Source organism: Glycomyces terrestris (assembly GCF_003933745.1).
Lineage (GTDB): Bacteria > Actinomycetota > Actinomycetes > Mycobacteriales > Micromonosporaceae > Glycomyces > Glycomyces terrestris.
The window spans coordinates 223,621-239,928 of record NZ_RSEB01000004.1; the positions used below are offsets into that span (position 1 = coordinate 223,621).

The 16,308-nt window shown below is 73.5% G+C and carries 13 protein-coding genes; 9 read left to right on the forward strand and 4 right to left on the reverse strand.

Annotated elements, in window-relative coordinates; translation table 11 throughout:
- Positions 1–11 precede the first annotated feature (11 nt).
- Complete coding sequence (locus tag EIW28_RS15115) at positions 12–1,481, reverse strand: serine/threonine-protein kinase (RefSeq protein ID WP_125248550.1); 1,470 nt, start codon at positions 1,479–1,481, stop codon at positions 12–14.
- A 196-nt stretch (positions 1,482–1,677) separates the two neighbouring features.
- On the opposite strand from EIW28_RS15115, the gene EIW28_RS15120 reads away from it, so the two are divergent.
- Together EIW28_RS15120 and EIW28_RS15125 are read left to right on the forward strand one after the other, a co-directional pair.
- Positions 1,678–2,280: a nucleotidyltransferase domain-containing protein gene (locus EIW28_RS15120; RefSeq protein WP_125248551.1), complete on the forward strand. Its 603-nt coding sequence runs from the start codon at positions 1,678–1,680 to the stop codon at positions 2,278–2,280.
- Positions 2,281–2,350: 70 nt separating this feature from the next.
- Entirely contained in the window at positions 2,351–3,427 is a 1,077-nt protein-coding gene (locus tag EIW28_RS15125; RefSeq protein WP_125248552.1) for a saccharopine dehydrogenase NADP-binding domain-containing protein, read from the forward strand.
- On the opposite strand, the gene EIW28_RS15130 is transcribed toward EIW28_RS15125, so the two are convergent.
- Positions 3,424–3,990 carry a TetR family transcriptional regulator gene (locus EIW28_RS15130; RefSeq protein ID WP_125248553.1) on the reverse strand — a complete coding sequence of 189 codons (567 nt, stop codon included), beginning with the start codon at positions 3,988–3,990 and terminating at the stop codon, positions 3,424–3,426. The two genes, EIW28_RS15125 and EIW28_RS15130, sit on opposite strands and share 4 nt — an antisense overlap.
- A gap of 109 nt (positions 3,991–4,099) precedes the next feature.
- On the opposite strand from EIW28_RS15130, the gene EIW28_RS15135 reads away from it, so the two are divergent.
- The 3 genes from EIW28_RS15135 (at position 4,100) to EIW28_RS15145 (ending at position 8,086) form a co-directional block, all read left to right on the forward strand.
- A complete protein-coding gene (locus EIW28_RS15135; protein ID WP_125248554.1) occupies positions 4,100–5,020 on the forward strand; it encodes an SDR family oxidoreductase in 921 nt (306 codons plus the stop codon).
- 95 nt (positions 5,021–5,115) lie between these two features.
- Positions 5,116–6,174 (forward strand): glucose 1-dehydrogenase, encoded by a 1,059-nt coding sequence (locus tag EIW28_RS15140; RefSeq protein WP_125248555.1) that lies wholly within the window; start codon positions 5,116–5,118, stop codon positions 6,172–6,174.
- A 52-nt stretch (positions 6,175–6,226) separates the two neighbouring features.
- Positions 6,227–8,086: an ABC transporter ATP-binding protein gene (locus EIW28_RS15145; RefSeq protein ID WP_125248556.1), complete on the forward strand. Its 1,860-nt coding sequence runs from the start codon at positions 6,227–6,229 to the stop codon at positions 8,084–8,086.
- Positions 8,087–8,138: 52 nt separating this feature from the next.
- On the opposite strand, the gene EIW28_RS15150 is transcribed toward EIW28_RS15145, so the two are convergent.
- Entirely contained in the window at positions 8,139–9,806 is a 1,668-nt protein-coding gene (locus EIW28_RS15150) for a sialidase family protein (protein WP_125248557.1), read from the reverse strand.
- A gap of 144 nt (positions 9,807–9,950) precedes the next feature.
- The gene (locus tag EIW28_RS15155) at positions 9,951–10,961 is read right to left on the reverse strand and encodes a LacI family DNA-binding transcriptional regulator (RefSeq protein WP_125248558.1); all 1,011 of its coding nucleotides are present in this window, start codon (positions 10,959–10,961) and stop codon (positions 9,951–9,953) included.
- 82 nt (positions 10,962–11,043) lie between these two features.
- Here EIW28_RS15155 and EIW28_RS15160 point away from each other — a divergent pair, with 82 nt between their 5' ends.
- The 4 genes from EIW28_RS15160 to EIW28_RS15175 are packed head-to-tail and all read left to right on the forward strand — an operon-like array spanning position 11,044 to position 16,264.
- The gene (locus EIW28_RS15160; RefSeq protein ID WP_125248559.1) at positions 11,044–12,399 is read left to right on the forward strand and encodes an ABC transporter substrate-binding protein; all 1,356 of its coding nucleotides are present in this window, start codon (positions 11,044–11,046) and stop codon (positions 12,397–12,399) included.
- Positions 12,396–13,310 carry a carbohydrate ABC transporter permease gene (locus tag EIW28_RS15165; protein WP_125248560.1) on the forward strand — a complete coding sequence of 305 codons (915 nt, stop codon included), beginning with the start codon at positions 12,396–12,398 and terminating at the stop codon, positions 13,308–13,310. Before EIW28_RS15160 ends, EIW28_RS15165 begins: the two co-directional genes overlap by 4 nt.
- 2 nt (positions 13,311–13,312) lie before the next feature.
- Positions 13,313–14,173 carry a carbohydrate ABC transporter permease gene (locus tag EIW28_RS15170; protein WP_125248561.1) on the forward strand — a complete coding sequence of 287 codons (861 nt, stop codon included), beginning with the start codon at positions 13,313–13,315 and terminating at the stop codon, positions 14,171–14,173.
- Positions 14,174–14,176: 3 nt separating this feature from the next.
- Positions 14,177–16,264, forward strand: a complete 2,088-nt coding sequence (locus tag EIW28_RS15175; protein WP_125248562.1) for a glycoside hydrolase family 2 TIM barrel-domain containing protein — start codon at positions 14,177–14,179, stop codon at positions 16,262–16,264.
- Positions 16,265–16,308 lie beyond the last annotated feature (44 nt).

The following is a 16,308-nucleotide window of genomic DNA, read 5'->3' on the forward strand; positions in this document are numbered from 1 at the left end:
ACTGCGGACGACTACTCCAGCTCCTGGTAGCACATGATGTAGTACACGACCCCGGTCTCGGGGTCCCACGGGACGTCCTCCTCGTCGGCGGTGTCCCACCAGTGGTACTCGAAGTCGGTGACCCCGTCGGCCCCGCACGCCAGCCAGGCGGCGTCGGTGTGGTCGGGCTGCGACGGGTTCGGGTCCTCCGGGTTCACGACGATCCGGTAGTAGTACTCGGCCGCCAGCGGCGAATCGCAGGCGACCACGATGAACACGTCCGGGTCGTCCGTCGCGCACTCGCCCTCGACCGGACGGCGCTCGACCTGCTCGTCACCGGTGACCGGCGGCGGCGCCGTCGGCTCCGGCCCCTCCTCCGACGCGCTCTCGCCGGCCGCGAGCTCCCCGGCCCCGTCGCCGCCGTCCGGGCCGAGCGCCGTGTACAGCAGCACCCCCGCCAGCAGCACGAGCGCGACGAGCGCCGTCAGCAGGCTGAGCAGCGCCGGGCGCGGCGCCGCGGCGGCCGCGGGCCCGGGCCGCGCCTCGGTCCGCAGCCGCTCCTGGATGTCCCGCAGGATCGGCAGCGCCGACCCCGCCTCGGTCACCCCGACGGTCTGCGCCAGATCGTGCGCGAGCTCCCCGCACGTGCCGTACCGCTGCGCCGGGTCGACGTGCATCGCCTTGGCCACCACCGCGTCCACGGCCGCCGGCAGGTCCGACCGCACCGCCGTCACCGGCCCGATGTCGCCCGCGCGCTGCGCCTGCTCGGCCCCCGAGTCGTCGAGGTCGTCGAGCGGCCGCCGCCCCGCCAGGCAGTGGTAGAGGACCGCGCCGAGCGAGTACACGTCGCCCGCGCGCTCCAGGGCCGTCGCCGGGGCCCCCTCCGGCGCCCCGGCCGGCCGCTCCGCCGCACCGGCGTTGAAGACCTCCGGGGCCGTGTACCGGCGCGTCCCGATGTACTCGCCGAGCACCGTCAGGTCCTTCCCGCCGCGCCCCTTCGCGACCCCGAAGTCGCCCAGGTACACGTGCCCGCCGGGGCCGAACAGGATGTTCCCGGGCTTGACGTCTCGGTGCACCACGCCGCGGTCGTGCGCGAAGTCGAGCGCCCTCGCGACCTGCACGACCACGTCGACGGTCTGCGCCAGGTCCAGCGGGCCGCGGTCGAGCCGGCGACGCAGGTCGTCCTCGGCCCGCGGCATCACCAGGAACAGCAGGTCGTCCCCGGGCGCGGCCGCGGTGATGACGTACATGACGTTCGGATGCTCCAGGCCCGCCGTCAACTGGATCTCGCGCAGGAACCGCTCCCGGTAGCCCGGGTGCATCGACAGGTACCCGGCCATCACCTTCACCGCGACCTTGCGGCGGTGCAGCCGCAGGTCCTCGGCGAGGAACACCTGGCTCTGCGCGGTCGAGCTCACCGGCTCGGGGTCGAGCCGGTACCCCGGCAGCAGCTCGGCCAGCCGCTCCCGGATGCGCGCGAACGGGTCGGTCGTCTCGTCCATCGGAGTACCTCGGGGGAGAAGCGGGGACTGCACGGGGGCGGGTCGGCTGAGCCGGTGCCCCCGAAGCCGACTCCCATATAAGCAGACCGGGCCCGCCCGCCCCGCCGCCGTGTCCGGGACCGCTCCCGGCCGCTCGTGGTACCGCGGGCGAACACCGCCGCGCCGCAGCGCGGACCGGGGGCCGTACCCTGACGCGATGACCGACGCAGACCCACTGGGCCCCTGGGTTCCCGCCTCCCTCGACGACGTCCGCGCCCGGCTCGCCCCGGCCGGCGCCCCCTGGTGGATTGGCGGCGGCTACGCCGTCGAACTCGCCGTCGGCGCGCCCTTCCGCGCCCACGGCGACGTCGACGTGCTCCTGCTCCGCCGCGACCAGCTCGCCGTCCAGCGCGCCCTGCCCGACTGGGAGTGGTGGGCCGCCGACCCGCCCGGGACCCTCCGCCGCTGGCACCCCGGCGAGATCCTTCCCCTTGCGGTGCACGACATCTGGTGCCGCCCGAGCGCCGCGGCCCCCTGGGCGCTCCAGTTCATGCTCGACGAGGCCGACGGCGACGACTGGGTCTCCCGCCGCGACCCGCGCCTGCGCCGCCCGCTCGCCGGGATCGGCCGCACCAGCCCGGCCGGACTGCCCTACCTCAGCGCCGACATCCAGCTGTTCTACAAGTCGAAAGGCCTGCGCCCCAAGGACGAGGCCGACTTCACCGCCGTCCTGCCGGTCCTCGAACCCGCCCAGCGCGCCTGGCTCCGGGGCGCCCTCGGCCTGGCCGATCCCGCCCACCCGTGGCTCGCGCGGCTCTGAACCGCAAGCGGCGCAGCCGCTTCGCGGACTCCGCTCCCCGCCCGCGCCCGCTCCCCTAAGATCCAAGGACATGAGCACTGTGCTGGTCATCGGACTGGGCGACATGGGCGAGCGGGTCGCCGCCGGACTCGCCGCGAACGGACACGTCGGACGCCTGGTCGTCGCGAGCCGGTCCGAGACGACCGTGCGGCAGGCCGCCGCCGTCATCGCGAGCGCCGCCGACTGCCTCGTCGAACCCGCCCCCGTGGACGCCACCCGCCTCGACGACGTCGCGGCCCTCCTCGACCGCCTCCGCCCCGACCTCATCGTCCAGTGCGCCTCGCTGCGCAGCCCGTGGGCGCTGGCCGACCGCGCCGACCCGGCCGCGAAGGCCGTCGAGGCCGCCGGGCTCGCCCTGCGCCTGCCCTACCAGATCCCGGTGGTGCGCACCGTGATGCGCGCGGTCCGCGAAACCGGCCTCGACGCGCCCGTGGCGAACCTGTCCCTTCCCGACGTCACCGGCCCCCTCCTGGAGCGCGAAGGCCTCGCCCCGACGCTCGGCCTCGGCAACGCCGGCATGATCCTGCGCCGCGTCCGCGCCGCGCTGCGCGCCGCCGACCCCGACGGCGAGCCGCCGCTCGTCCGCGTCGTCGCCCACCACTCCCAGCTGTCGCCGGTCATGCTCGCCGCCGAACCCGCGCCCGCCGACCGCTGCCGCGTCCACCTCGGCGAGGACGGCCGCCGCGACGACGCGGCCGCCTACCGCGCGCCCGCAATCGACCCGGGCCCGCGCTGGAACTTCCTCACCGCCGCCGCCACGCTGCCCGTCCTCGAAGCGCTGCTGCCGGAGTCCGCGGCCGAGTCGACCGTGCTGCGCTGGTCGGTGCCCGCGCCCGGCGGCCTCCCGGGCGGCTACCCGGTGCGCATCGCCGGCGGCGCGGTCGAACTCGACCTCCCGCCCGGGGAGTCCCTTGAGGACGCCGTCGCGTTCAACGAGCGGATGGCCCGCGGCGACGGCGTCGAGCGCATCGACCCCGACGGCACCGTCCACTTCACCGACGCCGCCCGCGAGGCCGTGGCCGGCCTCGCCCCCGACCTGGCCGAGCCGCTGCCCTTGGGCGACATGGACGCCCGCGCCGCGCTCCTCGACGAGGTCCTCGGCGTCTAGCCGGCGCCGGTCAGCGACTTGAGCTCGATCAGCGCCCGGCGCATGAGCTCGCCCAGGTCGCGCGGTTCGGGCTCGGCGACCCACTGGGCGTGGGCGACCTTGAAGACCGCCACGCCGGCCTCGGCGGCGAGGCTCGCGGCCGGCTCGGCCACGCCGCGTCGGCGCAGGCCCGCAGCGAGCGTGTCGACCAGCCACGCGAGCTTGACCGCTTCCCGTTCGCGCAGTTCGGCATTGGCGGCGATGACGGCGGTGCGCTGCCGCGAGTAGGCGTGCCGGCCCGTGAAGAACTCGGCGACGGTCCCGAGGACCTCGGCGACCGTCGCCATCGGCTCCGCCGCGGGGGGCGCGGCCTCGATCGCGGCGGCGAAGCCGGTGACGAGCGGACTGGAGTCGGGGAACAGCACTTCGCGCTTGTCGGCGAAGTGCCGGTAGAAGGTGCGCTCGGTCAGGCCGGCGCGCCCGGCGATCTCGGCGACGGTGACCTGCTCGAAGCCGCGTTCGGCGAACAGCGCCAAGGCGGCCTCCTCAAGGCGTCCGCGCGCGTTCGGCTCCCAGCGTCCCATGGCGACGATCCTACCGATGTCAGCTCCTGACATCACCGTGCTACGGTTGATGTCAGGCACTGACATCACGCCGGGTCCCGCACCCGGCCGTCCCCACGGAAGGTCTCCCATGCGCGTCTTCATCACCGGCGGCTCCGGCTGGATCGGCGCCGCCGCCGTCACCGAACTCCTCGCCGCGGGCCACCGCCTGACCGGCCTCGCCCGCTCCGACGCCGCGGCCGCCCGCCTCGACGCCGCCGGCGTCCAGGCCCGGCGCGGCTCCCTCGCCGACCTCGACGTCCTGCGCGAGGAGGCGCAGGCGGCGGACGCCGTCGTCCACCTCGCCTTCGACCACGGCATCGCCTTCACCGGCGGCTTCGACGACGCCGTCGCCGCCGACCGCGCCGCCGTCGAGGCCCTCGGCGAGGCCCTCGGCGGCACCGGCAAGCCCTTCGCCATCGCCTCGGGCGTCCCCGTGTCCGACGGCGGCCCCACCCGCGAGGACGAGGGCCACGTGAGCGGCACGGGCCTGACCGGGCCGGCCGGGCGCTACGCCATCGCAGACGCCGCGCTCGGCCTCGCCGACCGCGGCGTCCGCTCCATGGTCTTCCGCTTCCCGATCGTCTACGGCGAGGGCGACCCCGGCTTCACCGCCACGATGGTCGACATCGCCCGCGAGCGCGGCGTCGCCGGCTACGTCGGCGACGGCGCGAACCGCTGGTCCGGCGTCCACCGGGCCGACGCCGCGGTCCTGGTGCGCCTCGCGATCGAGCGCGCGCCCGCCGGCTCGACCCTCCACGTCGTCGGCGACGAGGGCGTCCCCGTGCGCGACCTCGCCGCGGTCATCGGACGCCACCTCGGCGTCCCGACCGCGTCGATCGCGCCCGAGGACGCGCCCGCGCACTTCGGCTGGCTCGCCCAGTTCGTCGCCGCCGACCGCGCCGCTTCGAGCGAGCGCACCCGCGCCCTGCTCGACTGGACCCCGACGCGGCCCGGCTTCCTCGACGACCTCGACAAGGGCCACTACTTCCGCGCGCCGCGGCCCGATTAGCCCGGCCGCGCGCGGCTACTTCCCGAAGCGCCGGAGAGATCCGCCCGAAGCCCGCATACTGGTGGGGTTTCGGAGCCGCGAGGGAAGGGGACGCCATGCGCGCGTTGACCGTCGAGCCCGGCGTCAAGGGCTCGCTGTCGCTGGAGGAAGTGGACGAGCCGGCGCCCGGGCCGGGCGAGCTGCTCGTCGACGCAGTCGCGCTCGGCGTGTGCGGCACCGACCGGGAGCTCGCCGACGGCGAGTACGGCTGGGCCCCGGCCGGCGCCGACCGGCTCATCATCGGCCACGAGTCGCTCGGCCGGGTCCGCGAAGCCCCCGAGGGCAGCGGGTTCGCGCCGGGCGACCTCGTCGTCGGCGTCGTGCGCCGGCCCGACCCCGAGCCGTGCGGCGCGTGCGCGCGCGGCCTGTTCGACAACTGCCGCAACGGCGGCTACACCGAGCGCGGCATCAAGGAGATCCACGGCTACGGCAGCGAGGTCTGGACCGTCGAGGCCGACTACGCCGTCAAGCTCGACCCCTCCCTCGCCGAGGTCGGGGTCCTGCTGGAGCCGATGAGCGTGCTCGTCAAGGCCTGGGAGCAGATCGACAGGGTCGGCGGCCGCTCCTGGTTCGACCCGCGGACCGTGCTCGTCACCGGGGCCGGGCCGATCGGGCTCCTCGCCGCCCTCATCGGCGCGCAGCGCGGCCTCGAGGTCCACGTCCTCGACCGCGCCGAGGACGGCCACAAGCCCGAGCTCGTGCACGCGCTCGGCGCGACCTACCACTACGAGGGCTTCGCGAAGGCGCTCGAGTCGGTCGTGCCCGACATCGTCGTGGAGGCCACCGGGGCCGAGGCGCTCGTGTTCGACGCGATGGCCGCGACCGGCGCGTTCGGCGTCACCTGCCTGACCGGGGTCTCGCCCGCGGGGCGGCGCGTCACGGTCGACGCCGGGAGCCTGAACCGCGACATCGTCCTGGAGAACGACGTCGTCGTCGGCTCGGTCAACGCCAACCTGGAGCACTGCACGCGGGCCGCGCAGGTCCTCGCCGAGTCCGATCAGGACTTCCTCAAGGGGCTCATCACCAAGCGCGTCCCGCTCGCGGAGTACCAGGAGGCGTTCCACGCCGGCTCCGGCGAGGTCAAGGTCGTGATCGACATCGAAGGCGCCGCGTGACTGTGGCCTGACCCGATTGCCGGCCGGCCGGCCGGTCCGTACGATCGGAGCCATGCACAAGAAAGCGCTTACTCAAAGCGCGAATAGCGCGACCAGCGCGACTGCTCCCAGCGCGGCATCGCCCGGCCCCACCCATCACGGCCACCACCAGCTCGGACACCACCACGCCCCCCTCGACGGCGACCGCCCGGCGCGCTCGGTCCTGCGCCTCCTCGCGCGCCGCCCGTGGCGGCTCACCGCGGCCTTCGCCGCCTTCGCCGCCAAGGAGGTCCCGCTGTGGTTCCTCCCGGTCGTCACCGCCGCGATCATCGACCTCGTCTCCGCGGACGGCTCGGTCAGCGCCGTCCTCGGCTGGCTCGCGCTCGCCGTCCTCCTGCTGGTCCAGAACTACCCGAACCACATCGTCTACACCCGCAACTTCATGACCGTCGTGCGCGACACCGGCGCCGAGCTGCGCAACGCGCTCGCCTCGCGCCTCCAGTCGCTCTCGATCGGCTACTACGCCCGCACCAGCGCCTCGATCGTCCAGAACAAGGTGGTGCGCGACGTCGAGAACGTCGAGCAGATGCTCCAGCAGATGACGCACCCGCTGCTGTCCTCGGTCATGGTCCTCACCGGCGCGATCACCATGTCCGCCATCGCCGTCCCGCAGTTCCTGCCGGTCTACGCCCTCACCGTCCCCATCGCCATCGGCCTGCGCGCGGCCCTGCGGCGGCGCTCGCGCGCCCGCAACGAGCGGTTCCGCCGCGAGATGGAGGGCTTCGCCGCCCGCGTCGGCGAGATGGCCTCCCTCATCCCCGTCACCCGCGCCCACGGCCTGGAGCAGACCGCGGTCTCGCGCGTCGCCAGCGGCGCCGACGGCGTGCGCCGCGCCGGCCTCCACCTCGACATGCTCAACGGCCACGTCGCCTCGATCTCCTGGGTCACCATGCAGGTCCTCGGCGTCGCCTGCCTCGGGCTCGCCGCCGTCTTCGCCATCACCGGGTTCCTGCCGATCAGCCCCGGCGAGGTCGTGCTCCTGTCGACCTACTTCGCGCTCCTGACGCAGGGCCTGACGAACCTGCTCATGCTCATCCCCATCGGCGCGCGCGGCATGGAGTCGGTGCGGTCCATCGCCGAGGTCCTCCAGGACCCCGACATCGAGCAGAACGAGGGCAAGCGCGCCGTCGCGGCCGTCGAGGGCCGCCTCGTCCTCGAACGCGTCTCGCACCGCTACCCCGGCGCCGAGGCCCAAGCGGTGCAGGACGTCTCGCTCGACATCGCGGCCGGCACCACCACCGCGTTCGTCGGCTCCTCCGGCTCGGGCAAGTCCACCCTGCTCAACCTGGTGCTCGGCTTCGTGCGGCCCACCTCGGGCCGCATCCTCCTCGACGGCGTCGACATGCAGGAGCTCGACCTGCGCACCGCCCGCCGCTTCGCCTCCGTCGTGCCGCAGGAGTCCGTCCTGTTCGAGGGGACGATCCGCGAGAACGTCGGCTACGGCATGCCCGAGGCCGGCGAGGACCGCATCGTCGCGGCGCTGAAGGACGCCAACGCCTGGGAGTTCGTCACCCATCTCCCCGACGGCCTCGACACCGTCGTCGGCGAGCGCGGCGCGCGCCTCTCGGGCGGCCAGCGCCAGCGCCTCGCCATCGCCCGCGCCCTCGTGCGCGACCCGCGCATCCTCCTCCTCGACGAGGCCACCTCCGCGCTCGACCCCGAGGCCGAGGAGCTCGTCAAGGAGGCCCTCGGCCGCCTCATGCGCGGGCGCACCACCCTCGTGGTCGCCCACCGCCTCTCCACCATCCGCCAGGCCGACCGCATCGTCGTCCTCGAACGGGGCCGCATCGTCGAGCAGGGCTCCCACCCCGACCTCCTCGCCGCCGGGGGCCGCTACGCCCGCATGCACCTGACCCAGACCGGCGCCCGCTGAACAGCAGCGAGGGCGGGCCGCGACCGCGGCCCGCCCTCGCTCGTTCTCCTTGCTACGCGGGCAGGTTCCAGACCTGGGTCCAGAGGCCGTTGCAGTCGTAGATCTGGAGCCTCGTGCCGTCGGCGGTGCCGCCGGCCGAGATGTCGAGGCAGCGGCCCGACTGCGGGTTGAGCAGGGAGCCGTTCGCCTGCGGAGTCCAGACCTGGGCCCCCGACCCGTTGCACTCCCACAGCTGCACGGGGGTGCCGTTGGCGGTGCCCTGGGCGTCGACGTCGAGGCACTTGCCGAAGGCGCGCAGCGACCCGTCGGCGTAGCGCGACCAGTCCTGGCCCGAGGCGATGCCGCAGGCGTAGATCTGGGCGCGGTTGCCGTTCGCGGCGGTGTTCGTGTCCACGTCGAGGCACTTGCCGGTCTGCGGGTTCACGATCGCGCCGGTGGCGCCGGGGACGGCGCCGATGCCGAAGCGGACCTCGCACTGGTTGTTCTGGCCCAGCCAGGTCGCGGCCAGGTAGAGGTAGCTCGTGCCGTTCTCGCGCGGGATCGCCGGCGTCGAGTAGCCCGGGCAGGAGGGGACCCCAGTGGCGTAGCCGCCAGTCGGGTTCACCGTGACCGGGGTGGTGGCCTCGAACCAGTCGCCGGCGCCGAGGTTCCGGTTCGCGAACAGGACGGTGCCGGACTCGGCCAGGACGGTCTTGTTCCCGGTCGGCCCGGCGACGACGCGCTGGCCCGAGAGCAGGAGCGTCCCGTTCGGACCGCCCGCGGGCGTCCAGGAGATGTACGGGGTGTGCAGGAGCTCGCGGTCGTCCGAGGTCTGCACGAGGGTGCCGCGGTCGCCCGCCGCGCCCCAGTTCAGGCCGTCGTGGCTGTACTTGATGTAGACCTCGCAGGCGTGGTCGGCGTTCGTGGCGTCGCGGCACAGCTCGTAGGCCATGACGAAGCGCCCGTCGGGGAGCTCGGCGAAGGTCTGCATGCCCGGGCGCAGCAGGTTGTCGGCCGGGAAGACCACGTCGTCCTGGATGCCCGAGCTCCAGCTCTGGCCGCCGTTGGTCGAGGTGTAGTGCGCGATCTTCTGGTTGTTGGTGGCGCTGTTGGAGGGCCGCTCGTCGGAGATGAAGCAGGCGAGGGTGCCGTTGTCGGCCACCAGGAACGTCGGCTCCCAGATGCCGTGGCCCCACGAGTTCGGCTGGCCCGAGGTCTGGGTGCAGTTCGACAGGAACGTCCAGGTGACGCCGCCGTCGGTGCTCTTGAAGACCTCGACCTTCTGCGCGGTGTAGTTCCCGACGTCCCAGGCGGTGCCGGCGGCGAGGAGGTCCCCGGCGTTGAGCCCGGTGATGGTGCGCGGCACCTCGAACAGCGTCGGCGCCTCCAGGTCCCAGCCGGGCGTGTTCGAGGTGATGGTGCTGATCTGGGTCCAGCTGGCGCCGCCGTTGGTGGAGCGGTAGATCGGGAGGTTCGTGGGGGCGTCGTGCCCGCCCTTGGCGAACGTGGCGAGCATCGTCTCGGCGGCGGTGCCGTCGTGCTTCAGGCCGATGGCCCGCGGGTAGCCCGCGGTGCCGCTCGGGAACGCGGCGAGGTTCGGGGAGTAGAGCACCGTGCCCGGGTAGGCGGCCTGGGCCGGGGTCGCGACGAGCGCCTGCGCGCCGGCGGCCGCGAGGACCGCGGCCGCCAGCAGCACGGCGCAGCGCCGCGCGGCGGCGGCCAACCGTCTTGTCACCGTCATGGGGGTTGCCTCCTGTGGAGTGAAGCGCCTGCGGCTTTGCAGACGTTGCAAACACCATGCCAGGAATTTGCCTACGTTGCAAGAGGCGGTTTCCATGACAAAACGCCCCCGGCCCAGGCGGCCGGGGGCGCAGCTCGGCCGGGTTCAGCCCGCAGTGCTCTCGCGGACCACGAGCCGGTGCGGGGCCACGACCTCCTCGGCCGGGGTGTCCGGGGCCTCAATGCGCGCGGCGATCCGGCGCACCGCCTCGCGCGCGATGAACGGCGTGTCCAGGGAGACCGTCGAGAGCGAGGGCCGCGCGAACCGGCCCTCCTCGATGTCGTCGATCCCGATCACCGCCACGTCCTCGGGCACGCTGAGCCCGGCGTCGAAGACCGCGCGCATCGCGCCGACCGCGAGCAGGTCCGAGAAGCAGAAGATCGCGTCGGGCCGCGGCGAGAGCGCCATGAGCGCCGTCGCCGCCTCGTACCCGTCGGTGCGGCTGTAGTGCGGCGCCGGCGTCGCGTACTCCGGCCGCGCCTCCAGGCCCGCTTCCTCAAGGGCCGCTTCGTATCCCGCGGTGCGCAGCAGCGGCGTGGCGTACTCCTCCAGCGGCTGCGCCCCGATCGCGGCGATCCGGGTCCGCCCGCTTGCCACCAGGTGCGCCACCGCGTCCCGCGCCGCCTGCACGTTGTCGATCGCCACGTGGTCGAAGCGGCCGTCGAACTCGTGCTCGCCCAGCAGCACCAGCGGCATGTGCTCGGAGCGGTGCATGTCGAGCAGCTCGGCCTTGGTGACGAGCGGGCTGAACAGGATGCCGTCGAACAGCATCGTGCGGTCGTCGCCCATGAGCAGGCGCCGCTCGCGCTCGTGGTCGTGCCCGGTCTGGTCGATCATCACGCGGTAGCCGAACTCGGCGGCCGCGTCGATCACGTCCCGGGCCAGCTCGCTGAAGTACGGTACGTCGATCTCGGGCACCACGAGCGCGAGCATCCCCGTGCGGCCGGTGCGGAGGGTGCGCGCGACGGGGTTGGCGCGGTAGTCGAGCTCTTCGATGGCGGCCAGCACGCGCTGGCGCATCCGCTCGCTGACGTGGGCGTACCCGCTCACGACATTGGACACGGTGCGGACGGAGACCTGCGCCAGTTCGGCGACGTCGCGAAGTGTTGCCGGCATACGGCCCATCCTACCGTTTGCAACGTCGGCAAAGGGGTGCTAGGTTTTGCACACGTTGGAAAATCACACAAGGGAGTGTTCCATGCACCGCCATCTCCTCCGGAGACGCGCCCTCATCGCGTCCGCCGGGCTCGCCGCCGCGGCGCCCGCCCTCGCCGCGTGCGGCCCCGACATCGCCTCGGAAGACGACGCCGGCCCGTCGAGCCGCCTCCAGGCCCCCGACCGCACCGAAGGCGAGATCACGATCTGGGACCGCTCCGGCGACCTCTTCGAGATCTTCGAAGGCGCCATCGCCGAGTTCAACGCCGCCTATCCGGGCATCAAGGTGAACCACGTCGCCGTCGACATCGACGCGAAGCTCCAGAACACGCTCATCACCGGCGCCGACGTGCCCGACGGCGTCTTCCTCGACGACGCCAAGGTCGGCGGCTTCACCGACTACCTGTGGGACCTCGGCGACGTGCTCGCCCCCTACACCGCCGACATCGCCCAGCAGAAGCTCGACGTCAACACCGTGAACGGCGGCGTCTACGGCGTCCCCTTCGACCTCGACCCCGGCCTGCTGTTCTACAACGCGACCGCGCTCGAGGCCGCCGGGATCGACATCGCCGCCGTCGCGACCTACGACGACCTCCTCCAGGCCGCCCGCGACTACCGGGCCGCCGTACCCGGCTCCGCGCCCATCCACCTGGAGCAGTCCGCGTTCCTCGGCCAGCTCCAGCTGGAGATGTACGCGAGCCAGCTCGGCACCTCCATCGCCGACGCCGACGGGAACCTCCGCCTCGACACCCCCGAGTTCGAGCGCGTCCTCACGTTCCTCGACACCGTCCGCCAGGAGGGCCTCGGCACCCGCGCCGAGTACCTCACGCCCACCGACATCGCCGAACTCGACAACGGCAACCAGGTCTTCTACCCCTGGGCCATCTGGTTCTCCTTCGCGCCCCAGCAGGTCCTCACCGCCACCAGCGGCGACTGGCGCGCCACCCAGCTGCCCGCCTGGGACGCCGGCGGCGCCCGCTCCGGCGCCATGGGCGGCTCCTCGTTCGTGCTCCCCAAGGACGGCCCCAACGCCGACCTCGCCTGGCTGTTCTACGAGTTCCTCATGTTCACCGAGGCCGGCTACACCGCCGTGTGGGGCCCCGGCGAGGTCTACCCCGAGGGCCTGGCCACCTCGATCCCCAGCTACACGCCCGCGGCCGACCCCGCCAAGCCCCTCTACAGCGGGATCACCGCGCTCGGCGGCCAGGACCTGTGGACCGTCGCCACCGAGGCCGGGGCCCAGATCCCCGGCGGCACCCCCACCCCCGCGTGGTGGGCCGGCGCCGTCGACTACCTCGGCAACAACCTCCAGCGGATGCTCGACGGCGACATGACCCCGCAGGAGGTCCTCGCCCAGTCCACCGAGGACATCCAGGTGAACCTGGTGGACCGCCAGTGACGGCCCTCCCCGTCCCCGCGGCCCGGCGCGCCCCTCGCGCCGGGCGCGGCCCCCGCCTGCGCCGCCGCCTCGCGCCGTACGTGTTCGTCCTGCCCTTCGCCGCGGTCTTCGCCGCCTTCAGCGTCTACCCGCTGTTCTTCACCGCCCGCCTGTCCTTCACCGACTGGCGCGGCACCGGCGCCGCCACCTGGGTCGGCTGGGACAACTACGCGTACCTGCTCACCAACCCCGCGTTCTGGTCCTCCCTGGGCAACTCCGCGGTCCTGTGGCTGCTCATCGTCCCCGTCCAGATGGCCGTCGGCGTCCTCGTGGCCGTCCTGCTCAACGACGCGAAGCTGCGGCTCCGCGGCCTCTACCGGGTCGCCTTCATCGTCCCGTTCGTGACCCCGCTCGTGGCCGTCGCCCAGATCTGGGTGGTCCTGTTCGACCAGCGGTACGGCGCCGTCAACGCCTTCCTCGGCCTCTTCGGACTCCCCGAGACCGGCTGGCTCACCACCAGCGCCTGGGCCAAGCCCACGCTCGCGCTGTTGTTCCTGTGGAAGACCACCGGGTTCATCGTGATCATCCTGCTCTCGGGCCTCCAGTCGATCAACGCCTCGATCTACGAGGCCGCCGACCTCGACGGGGCCTCCAAGGCCCGGCGGCTGTGGAGCATCACCGTCCCGCTCCTGCGCCGCACCCTCGGATTCGCCGTGGTCCTCCAGACCCTCGCGGTCTTCCAGATGTTCGCCGAGCCGTTCGTGGTCACCCAGGGCGGCCCGTACAACTCGACCACCACCGCGGGCTACTACCTCTACAACCACATCACCCGGGCGGACCTGGGCACCGGCGCGGCCAACTCCTTCCTCCTGGTCGTCCTCGTCATGGCGCTCTCGCTCCTGTTCGTCCGCCTGCTGCGAGCGAAGGACTAGCCATGGCCGCCACCACCGAACGCACCCGGCCCCGCATCGGCTCGCACCTGTTCCTGACGCTCCTGCTCGTCGCGTTCCTGTTCCCCGTCGCCTGGGCGCTGCTCTCGGCGTTCAAACCCGCCGACGCGATCATCCGGTCCCCGCTCACCTTCGACCCGACGACCTTCACCCTCGACAACTACACCGCGATGTTCCAGGACGTTCCCATCGGACAGGGATTCCTCAACACCGCCGTCGTGCTCCTCTGCAAGGGCGCCGCCACGATGTTCTTCGCCCCGCTCGCGGCCTTCGCCTTCGCGAAGTACCAGTGGGCCGGCAAGAACCTCGTCTTCGGGGCCGTCCTCATCACCCTCATGCTGCCGACGATCGTGCTCATCATCCCGCTGCTGCTGGAGATGAAGGCCCTCGGCTGGGTCAACACCTACCAGGCGCTCATCCTCCCCGGCGCGGTCGACGCGTTCGCGATCTTCTGGATGCGCCAGGTCATCACCGCCGTCCCCGACGAGCTCCTCGACGCCGCCCGCGTCGACGGCTGCGGCGAGTTCGCCCTCTTCTGGCGCGTCGTCGTCCCCGTCATCCGCCCCGGCCTCGCCGGCCTCGGCGTCCTCACCGTCATGAACATCTACAACGACTTCGTCTGGCCCGTGGTGGCCGCGAGCTCCGAGCGCATGGCGACCCTCCAGGTCGTGCTCTCCACCCTCGCGCAGAACATCACCGGCAACCGGATCGGCGCCGACTACGCCACCGTCACAGGCGAACTGCTCGCGGCGAGCTCCGTCGCACTCGTCCCGCTGCTGGTGCTGTTCATCCTGCTCCAGCGGCACTTCATCAACGGCATCCTCGCCGGCAGCGTGAAAGGCTGACGCATGACCCTCCCGCCCAAGCCCTCGACCCCGCGACCGGAATACCCCCGGCCCGACCGCGACCGGTCGGCGCGCTGGCTGAACCTCAACGGCGCCTGGGACTTCGCCGCCGACGGCTACGAGGGGCCCATCACCGTCCCGTTCGCGTGGGAGAGCCGCGCCTCGGGGGTGCGGCGGACCTGGCTCGAGCGCGGCACGTACCGCCGCACCGTCACCGCCCCCGCCGCCTGGGCCGGCGCCCGCGTCGTCCTCAGCTTCGGGGCCGTCCACCACCGCGCGGTCGTCCGCGTCGACGGCGTCACGGTCGGCGAGCACACCGGCGGCTACGAGTCCTTCGACTTCGACGTCACCGGCCTCCTCGCCCCCGGCGTCCCCGCCCTCCTGGAGGTCGAGGTCCACGCCCCCGCCGACAAGCGCGCCATCGCCCACGGCAAGCAGCGCTCGATCCCGCGCGACGACTACGACGGCGTCTCCTTCACGCCCACCTCCGGGATCTGGCAGACGGTGTGGCTGGAGGCGCGCGGCCGCACCTACGCCGAGTCGGTGGTCCTGCGCGGCGACTCGCTCACCGGCATCGACGTCACCGTCGTCCTCGCCGGCGACGCCCCCGCCGGCGCGGCCGTCACCGCCGCCGCCGACACCGGCGAGTCCATCGCGCTCACCGCCGACGACCGCGGCGTCGCCAAGGGCCGCATCGAGATCCGCGACCCGCGCCGGTGGAGCCCGGCCGACCCGCACCTGTACCGCGTCGAGGTCCGCACCGGCGAGGGGGACGCCGCCGACGCCGTCACCGCCACGACCGGCCTGCGCCGCTTCGAGGCCCGCGGCGAAGCGCTCTACCTCAACGGCGAGCGGATCTACCTGCGCGGCGTCCTCGACCAGGGCTACTGGCCCGACACCGGCCTGACCGCCCCCGACGCCGCCGCGCTCCTGCGCGACCTCGAACTCGCCCGCGGCCTCGGCTACAACCTCGTCCGCAAGCACCTGAAGTTCGAGGAGCCCCTGTGGCTCCACGAGGCCGACCGCACCGGCATGCTCGTATGGGCCGAGCCGGCCTGCCCGAGCCGCTACTCGCCCGAAGCCGCCGCCGCCTTCGAAGCCCAGCTCCCCGCGATGGTCGAACGCGACGGCAACCACCCGAGCATCGTCATCTGGGGCCTGTACAACGAGGAGTGGGGCCTCGACTGGGACATCCCCGGCAGCGCCGCCCGCGCCGAGGCCGCCGCGCACGCCTACGAGCGCCTGCGCGAACTCGACGCCACCCGCCCCATCGTGGAGAACTCCGGCTGGTCCCACGTGCGCACCGACCTCCTCGACTGGCACTACTACGAACCCGACCTGGGGGAGTGGGCGGCCGCGGTCGCCCGCCTCGCCTCGGGCGAGCAGGAGGCGTTCCCGGTGCGCCTCGGACCGGACTTCACCGTCGACAAGTCCCTCTACGGCGACCCCGCCTTCCCGCGCTCCGGCGTGCCGATCGTCAACAGCGAGTACGGCGAGGGCTTCACCAGCCTCGAACGCGCCTGGCACCTGCGCTGGGAGACCCAGGAGCTGCGCCGCCACGACCGCTTCGCCGGGTACGTCTACACCGAGTTCGCCGACGTCGAGCACGAGGCCGCCGGGCTCCTCGACGCCGACCGCCGCCCCAAGGACTGGGGCGGCGCGGTGCCCGCCGACGTCAACGCCGACACCGTGCTCGTCCTCGACCTCGTCCCGCTCGCCGCGGGCGCCGACATCGCGCCGCCCGCGGCGCCGTTCGGCCTCGACGTGCACGTCTCCCACCACGGGCCCGAGTCCGCCGCCGGCACCGTCCAGGCCGCCTGGGTCCCCGCCGGGACCCCGGTCGGCACCGCCGTCCCGCCGGCCCAGGCCGCCACCGAGCCGGTCAAGGCCGAGCCGTTCCGGCTCTCGCCCGCCGCCCGGCTCACCGTCCCCGCCCACGCCGGGCCCGGCCGCCTCCTCGTCTGGCTCGCCGACGACGAGGGCCGCGTCCTCGCCCGCGCCTTCCTCGACGCCGCCGAGGTCGAGCCGCCGAACCGCCGCGGCGCGCGCCCCGGCGAGTTCGCGGACGCGCCCCGGCCCGGCCTCGACTAGCAGGGCCGCGGCTCCGCGGTCGGCGCCTCGATTCGAATCGAGGC